The organism is Phormidium pseudopriestleyi FRX01, assembly GCF_017313335.1.
Lineage (GTDB): Bacteria > Cyanobacteriota > Cyanobacteriia > Cyanobacteriales > Laspinemataceae > Laspinema > Laspinema pseudopriestleyi.
The window spans coordinates 1-6,266 of sequence record NZ_JAFLQW010000158.1; the positions used below are offsets into that span (position 1 = coordinate 1).

General features: G+C 48.1%; 6 protein-coding genes. 2 read left to right on the plus strand and 4 right to left on the minus strand.

Annotated elements, in window-relative coordinates; genetic code table 11:
• A partial coding sequence (locus tag J0895_RS05835) for a S1 RNA-binding domain-containing protein (RefSeq protein ID WP_207087174.1) occupies positions 1 to 467 on the minus strand: 467 nt, incomplete at its 3' end.
• Between the two features lie 28 nt (positions 468 to 495).
• Between J0895_RS05835 and J0895_RS05840 the strand changes: the two genes are divergently transcribed.
• Positions 496 to 648, plus strand: a complete 153-nt coding sequence (locus tag J0895_RS05840) for a hypothetical protein (RefSeq protein WP_207087175.1) — start codon at positions 496 to 498, stop codon at positions 646 to 648.
• A 138-nt stretch (positions 649 to 786) separates the two neighbouring features.
• Here the strand turns inward: J0895_RS05840 and J0895_RS26265 are convergent, their stop codons facing one another.
• On the minus strand, positions 787 to 3,033 hold the full coding sequence (locus J0895_RS26265; protein WP_207087176.1) for a M10 family metallopeptidase: 2,247 nt from the start codon (positions 3,031 to 3,033) through the stop codon (positions 787 to 789).
• Positions 3,034 to 3,205: 172 nt separating this feature from the next.
• Positions 3,206 to 3,955, minus strand: coding sequence for a dienelactone hydrolase family protein (locus J0895_RS05850; RefSeq protein WP_207087177.1), 750 nt, complete (start codon positions 3,953 to 3,955; stop codon positions 3,206 to 3,208).
• A 658-nt stretch (positions 3,956 to 4,613) separates the two neighbouring features.
• Between J0895_RS05850 and J0895_RS05855 the strand changes: the two genes are divergently transcribed.
• Positions 4,614 to 5,597, plus strand: a complete 984-nt coding sequence (locus tag J0895_RS05855) for a GntR family transcriptional regulator (protein WP_207087178.1) — start codon at positions 4,614 to 4,616, stop codon at positions 5,595 to 5,597.
• A gap of 8 nt (positions 5,598 to 5,605) precedes the next feature.
• Here J0895_RS05855 and J0895_RS05860 read toward each other — a convergent pair whose 3' ends face one another.
• Positions 5,606 to 6,094, minus strand: a complete 489-nt coding sequence (locus J0895_RS05860; RefSeq protein WP_207087179.1) for a hypothetical protein — start codon at positions 6,092 to 6,094, stop codon at positions 5,606 to 5,608.
• Between the last annotated feature and the right edge of the window lie 172 nt (positions 6,095 to 6,266).

Genomic DNA, 6,266 nt, shown 5'->3' on the forward strand with positions numbered 1-6,266 from the left:
CCCCGCTCACTGAGGTGCGATCGCGGAATAAAACCACGCAACCCTTCCACATTAACCGTAACCCCACCCTTATTCACACCAATAACCCGGACTGGCAGCGATTCATTACTCTCTTGTACCTGAGCTAAATGCTCCCAGACTTTCCTCAATTCCATCTGGCGAATCGACACCTTGACTTGACCTTCGTCATTCGCTTCGCTGACGATCAAAAAGTCCCGTTCCTCGTTGAGGGGTACCACTTCCGCCAGATTGCTGACCGGCTTTACAGACGCTTCTGCTATGGGTAGAAAAGCCGCCGCTTTGCCCCCAATATCAATATAAGCCCCTTCCGAAACATATTCAAACGCTTGACCTCGGACCTTCTGACCTTTACGAAAGTCATAATCTTGTTGTTCGAGGGCTTTCGCAAAATCCTCAGCAGAAAAAGAAGGTTCGGCCTTTTGAGAACGGGATGAGTTAGAATTCATCGTGATTAAAACAAAAAACAAAATTAAGATGAAGTTGAAATCGCTGGCACCGCGTCGCCGATCGCCGTGCCAACTAGAGCGATTGAATCGGCGTATTCCTAGAAAAACTGGGCCTTGGGTTGCACCCGTCAAAATTGGCGTTAAAGCGATCGCCTCCAAACGGATTATCCGATCGCTTTAACACCTGATCCCCCAGATCACACCCTCATTGTCCTCCCTTGACTCAATTCTGACGAACAATCTTGCAGTTTAGCAACTCTAGCTGCCGCCACTAACAATTCCCAGACCCACCTATGGCCTAAAGCCCTGGAAAACCACATTAACCATAGGGGACAAAATTAGCGCGACTGAGGGTATTGGCGCTAACCCCCATCAACACCCCTAACACTTCCCCAGTTCCGATCACTCGCAGCAATGTATCGGCACCAGCAGCTTCAACGGAAACTCCCTCAAATGATAAGGGAGCCGCTAACGCAATAAAATCCTCCCCTGGATTAAAATCCGTGATCAGATCGGTGCCATCTCCCGGTGCATAGACAAAAGTATCTCGACCGGGACCCCCTGCCAAAGTATCAGGACCCAAACCCCCGATAATAATGTCATCCCCACCTCCGCCATTGATCCCATTGGCGGCAGGGTTCCCCAAAATCAGATCATTAACCGGACTTCCCTGGAGGTTTTCAAGGGTTGTCCCATAGGCAATATAGGTCCCATAGCTGCTGGCACTGTAAGGGAACTGGGTCGGATCATTAATCGCCAGGTAGGTGGAGGCATTCAATGCACTCTGGTTGGTACTGACCCCCCCTTCGTTCATATCAAAAAAGTAGCTCCCGATCGCTGGTAACGCAGAAAAATCAAACGTATCGATTCCCCCAGCATCCCAAATCGTTTGCTTGACGCCAATAAAATTATTGCCATCAAACTGATATAAATCATTCCCGCTATTCCCCTGACTAAATCCATACAGGAACTGCAGCGCTCGAACATCATAAGGCATGGGCGTACTGACTCCCACCCCGGCAGTATTGAAGCTCATCGCTGTGTTGCTATTGTTATCCTGGACAAAGGATAAACGTGGACCCTGGGCCGGGAACGTGGGCCGTTCCGCGAAAGCAAAACCGGCATAATTATTAGGCTGTCTCAATCCTAAAGCATGGCCAATTTCATGAACCAATCGTTGATAGCCAAAATTACCTGGACTCTGAGAAAACGAGAACTGCGGATCGATTTCATAATTCCGACTCAGTACGATATCTCCCCCATTTTCCAGTCCTGGTGCATAGCTATAGGCGTAAACCGGATCGTTGGCAAATAAGATCCGGATCTGACCGTTATTCGAGGGGCGATCGGGAACCTCTACCAAGCTAAAAGGCAGGACTTGATCATACTCCTGCATAATTTGGCGAACATTATTTTTAATCGCTTCGTTGACTTCCCCCACGCCGCTTTCAGGACCCGGATAACTCAGTGCACTGGCGGTTTCTACGAAACTGTAGCTGAGGACGCCACCCACGGGAACGTTCCACTTGACAAAATTCTCCTCAAGTAAGGTTACTGAAGAAACAGGAGGGGGTGCATCGGTCGCCGGAGGTGTTCCTGGAGGAGGGGCTTGGGGAATTAGCAAAGAATTAATGGCGATCGGGTCAAAATACTCTGACGATCGCCGTCCCTCTGCGAGTCCTTCCAAGAGATATTGCTCCACCAGTTGCGGTAGGTTTAACCCTCTCGCCTGTAAATCTAGGTTATTCGCTAAATAGAATGAAGGATTGAAGTTTAAAGAAGGGCGACGTCCTTCCTGAATACCGTTGAGTTGATAATGGATGAGTAATTGTTCGCTATTTGTTAATCCCGCAGCTTGGAGATCCGGATTGTTTTCTCGGTAAAAATTGGGGTCAAAAATCAACGAAGACCGGCGATTTTCATTAATACCGTAGAGGGCAAAATGAGCGATCGCCTTTTGGCGATTATTGGGACCAAACGCTTCGGCTAAGGCTGGATTTTGATTTAGATATAAAATCGGGTCGAAAAATGGAGAAAAGCTGACATTCCTAAGTTCTTCGACCGGAACCCCAAGACCCTCCACATCTAAATCCGTCTCAACTTCTAGCTGAGTCTCCAGAAATAGATTGAACAGGTTTTCATTCAGGGAGGGGGGTTGAGGACGATTTGGGTCTATAAGAATGAACGGAGAAACGGGTTGTTCAGCAACGGGAGTGATCTGGGTAATAATCTCTGGATTGAGCTGTTCGAGATTTCTGCGATAAAAATCCAAGTCGAAAATCGGAGAAAATCGCCGTCCTTGGTCGAGACCTACATTAATAAAGTGATCGAACAGTTCGCGATTATTTAACCCGGCCAGATCCGGGTTAGCAATTCGATAAAAGTTTTGATCGAAGGGGACAATAATGCGACGTCCCTCTGCCACCCCCCGTTCTGTAAAGTGAGTCCGCAATTGGTCGGGATTGAGTCCGATCAAGTCGGGATTGGCAAGCAGATAGAGTTCGGCATTAAAATACTCGGTTTCAGGGGGTGCAAGCGCCAGACCCGGTAAAACACCTTGAACCATGATTTTTTCCTCTTGATTACAGTTTCGTTAAAGTTGGCGGATGTACGACCTGCCCCATTGGATACTGATCATGCCAATCGTGCCAAAATTTTCACCCTTTGCGATCGCCCCGTCGCCACTTCCCCTGCTTCATCGGCCAGCTTATGATAACCCGGGATACTTTTCCAACCCTTCACAGGGATTGGAGGGTTTCGTCGAACAGTTGCTGGATTTGAGTCCAAGCATCAACGGCTGCTTCGGGATTGTAGCTCGATCGCCGATCGCATAAAAACCCGTGGGTTGCCCCGGGGTATCGAATCACCCGGTGACGAATGCTGTGTTTTTGGAGTTCCGCTTCGATTTGGTCTGTTTGTTCGTTGGGGATTAAGGGGTCCTCTGTTCCAAACAACAGGGCGATCGTCCCGGTAATTTTTGGGGTGACACTCAAGCTGGGTTCACCGCCTCCGGGGGTCCAGTTAACAATTCCGGCTCCATAACAGGAGGCAGTGGTCTTAATTTCTGGAAGGGTCGCGGCAAGATAGGCCACATGGCCCCCAAAGCAAAACCCAATACAGCCCATTGCCGTTGTTTTGACTGAAGGGAGGTTTTTTAGGTAATCCAGAGTCGCTTGGGTATCGCTTTTGAGTTCTGAAACCGTGGTTTGCTCTTTATAATGCCGTCCGAGGGTCAATTCTTCTTCTGAGTAGCCCACATAAAAGTCAGGTGCCGTGCGTTGGTATAATGCCGGGGCGATCGCCACATATCCCATTTTGGCGATTTTCTCAGTCACTGCTTGGATATGTTCGTTGACCCCAAAAATTTCCTGAAACACGATAATTCCGGGAAATGGACCGACTCCCACGGGTTGCGCCAGATACGCAGAAATCAGTAAATCTGCATTCGGCACTTTGACCTGAGCGCTTTTTATCTCTAAATCTGCCATATTCTTTTTGACGAGTTTGGGTTACAACCTGGTTTTTCCATTAACTCCTATCTTGCACTTAAATGAGTTGATTTCCATGCCTGAGTCCCCTTTTTACGCTTCCTACTTTATAGAATAGCTAGGGTTCCTCCTTTGCCTCCTTTGCTCTTGGGTGCAAGGGATATCTTTTGACCGCACTCCGTGACCGATGGTCACAACTCATGATTCTATCGCTCTTTTCTCCCAGATGCATCAAGCATAACAATTACTTCCCTTTAAAAAATCTTCAATGAGATTCCCCGCCTTAAATGCTAGACTTAAATAGAACTCAGTGGCTTAGAACAACGATTTATCTCCCGAATTTAAACCCTAAAATTCCAGGGTGCTTTCCCCTTAATCTACTCAAACCCGAGGCAACTTAAGCGTGGAACAACCAACCCTAGGCTTAAGTCCAATCCTAGTTCACCCGCGCGATTTTACAAGCCCAGTCATAACAAGTATCCCCTTAAGGGGTGAGTGGTATGGTTGGCGACCCCCCACTCGACAAACCGGCTTTTTCCTAGATACAAAAGAAGAGAGAGAACGCTTGCCGTCGTTGAAACGGTACGACGTCTCCCAAACCCCCGTCAGCAGCAGAATATCTCTAACCGTTTAATCCGAGTGCCTTGGAGTCCCTAGAATGCTTCAGTTTCATATCAAGACCGAAAGCGAAATCCCTGCATCAACTCAGTTGTTTAATCAAATCCGCTTCGCGATCGCCTCTCGACAAATTCCCCCCGGGGAAAAGCTGCCGAGTACCCGCGCTTTAGCGATTCAAACGGGTCTGCACCGCAACACCATCTCTAAAGTTTACCGTCAACTCGAAGAACTCGGACTGGTAGACTCTCAAGCGGGTTCGGGCATTTACGTGCGCGACGAAAACCAAGAACGAGTCGTCCGCATGACTTCTCCCCTGTTTCAAAAATATCCCGATGCCTATAAAACGGTGAAGCGCAGTTTAGATGAATTGCTGCAACAGGGATGTTCTCTCAATCAGGCGCGGGAGCTATTTTTAACAGAAATTGACTGGCGATTACGATGCAGTGCGCGGGTATTAGTAACTGCGCCGACTCACGATATCGGTGCAGGGCAATTAATGGCATTTGAAATTGAACAAGAACTCAAAATTCCGGTGCAGTTGGTTCCCCTGGAAGACCTCTCAAAGGCACTGGAACAGACTCCTACCGGAACTGTAGTCACGAGTCGCTATTTTTTAAATAAAACAGAAGAAGTCGCGGGTCCGAAAGCAGTTCGAGTGATTCCCATTGATACTTATGACTATATGGAAGAGATGGAATTAGTCAAAACTTTACCCAAAAATAGTTATTTTGGGATTGTTTGTTTGAGTTTAGGAATTATGCGGGTTGCGGAAGTGATTATCCACAGTTTGCGCGGAGAAGATGTCCTGGTGATGACGAGTCAACCCGATGACGCCTATAAGGTGAATGCAGTGGTGCGGACTGCTCATACGATTATCTGTGATCAGCCTAGTTATAATAAGGTCCGAGGGGCTATCCATGCGGCGCGAGAGGAAATGATTCGCGCCCCTCGGGTGTTTAAGACGGAGAATTATATCGGAGTTGACTCCCTAAATATGCTCAAACGGGAATTGGGGTTTGAGTAACGGTAGATTTAGCGATCGCCCTCTTCTGAGATATCCGGCGATCGCATCGCTGAGCGTCCCAACATCATCAATCCTGCCACCCCCAACCCCACAAACCCTACATATTCAGACCAATATCTGAGCATCTGCTGCTTCACTGTCAGTCCCGGATGCATCGCCGTAATATAAAGCAACAGGGACATCAGTAATAACGCGGAAACTCCCACAAACAGTAACCCCACCTGAATCCGCGCCGGTTCTAAGTCCTCATCCCCAACATCCTGTAGTTCCTGCTTGATTTGCTCCATTAGCGGCATCTGTATCTCGGCAGCATCTGCCTGGGAACTGGGTACAGAGATATCCCCAATGGCAACAGGTAAATTCCCATCCTCAAGGACTTCTAAATCCAAGGATATCTGCCTCACCGGCACCAATTCTAACCGCAGTAACGCTTCAGGTTCTGCAAATTCGAGAGTTTCCGGGGTATTTTCAGGTATCTGTTCCGGTTGCCAATCCATATCGCCTTTGTGGATAGATTTATCCCTAGACTAACGCACCAGAACATCCTCTAGCAATTGTAGGGTGGGCATTGCCCACCTTTGTGTGCTGGTGGGCAATGCCCACCCTACTCCTTTAACAACTGACAAACATCAGCCGTTAGCTTGACAAAATGTCTAAGTTATGGTAAAG

Excerpts from the sequence above, each read along its gene's own strand:
- J0895_RS05840 (WP_207087175.1), top strand. The coding sequence starts at position 496 with ATGAAGTTGAAATCGCTGGCACCGCGTCGCCGATCGCCGTGCCAACTA.
- J0895_RS26265 (WP_207087176.1), bottom strand. The coding sequence starts at position 3,033 with ATGGTTCAAGGTGTTTTACCGGGTCTGGCGCTTGCACCCCCTGAAACC.
- J0895_RS05850 (WP_207087177.1), bottom strand. The coding sequence starts at position 3,955 with ATGGCAGATTTAGAGATAAAAAGCGCTCAGGTCAAAGTGCCGAATGCA.
- J0895_RS05855 (WP_207087178.1), top strand. The coding sequence starts at position 4,614 with ATGCTTCAGTTTCATATCAAGACCGAAAGCGAAATCCCTGCATCAACT.
- J0895_RS05860 (WP_207087179.1), bottom strand. The coding sequence starts at position 6,094 with ATGGATTGGCAACCGGAACAGATACCTGAAAATACCCCGGAAACTCTC.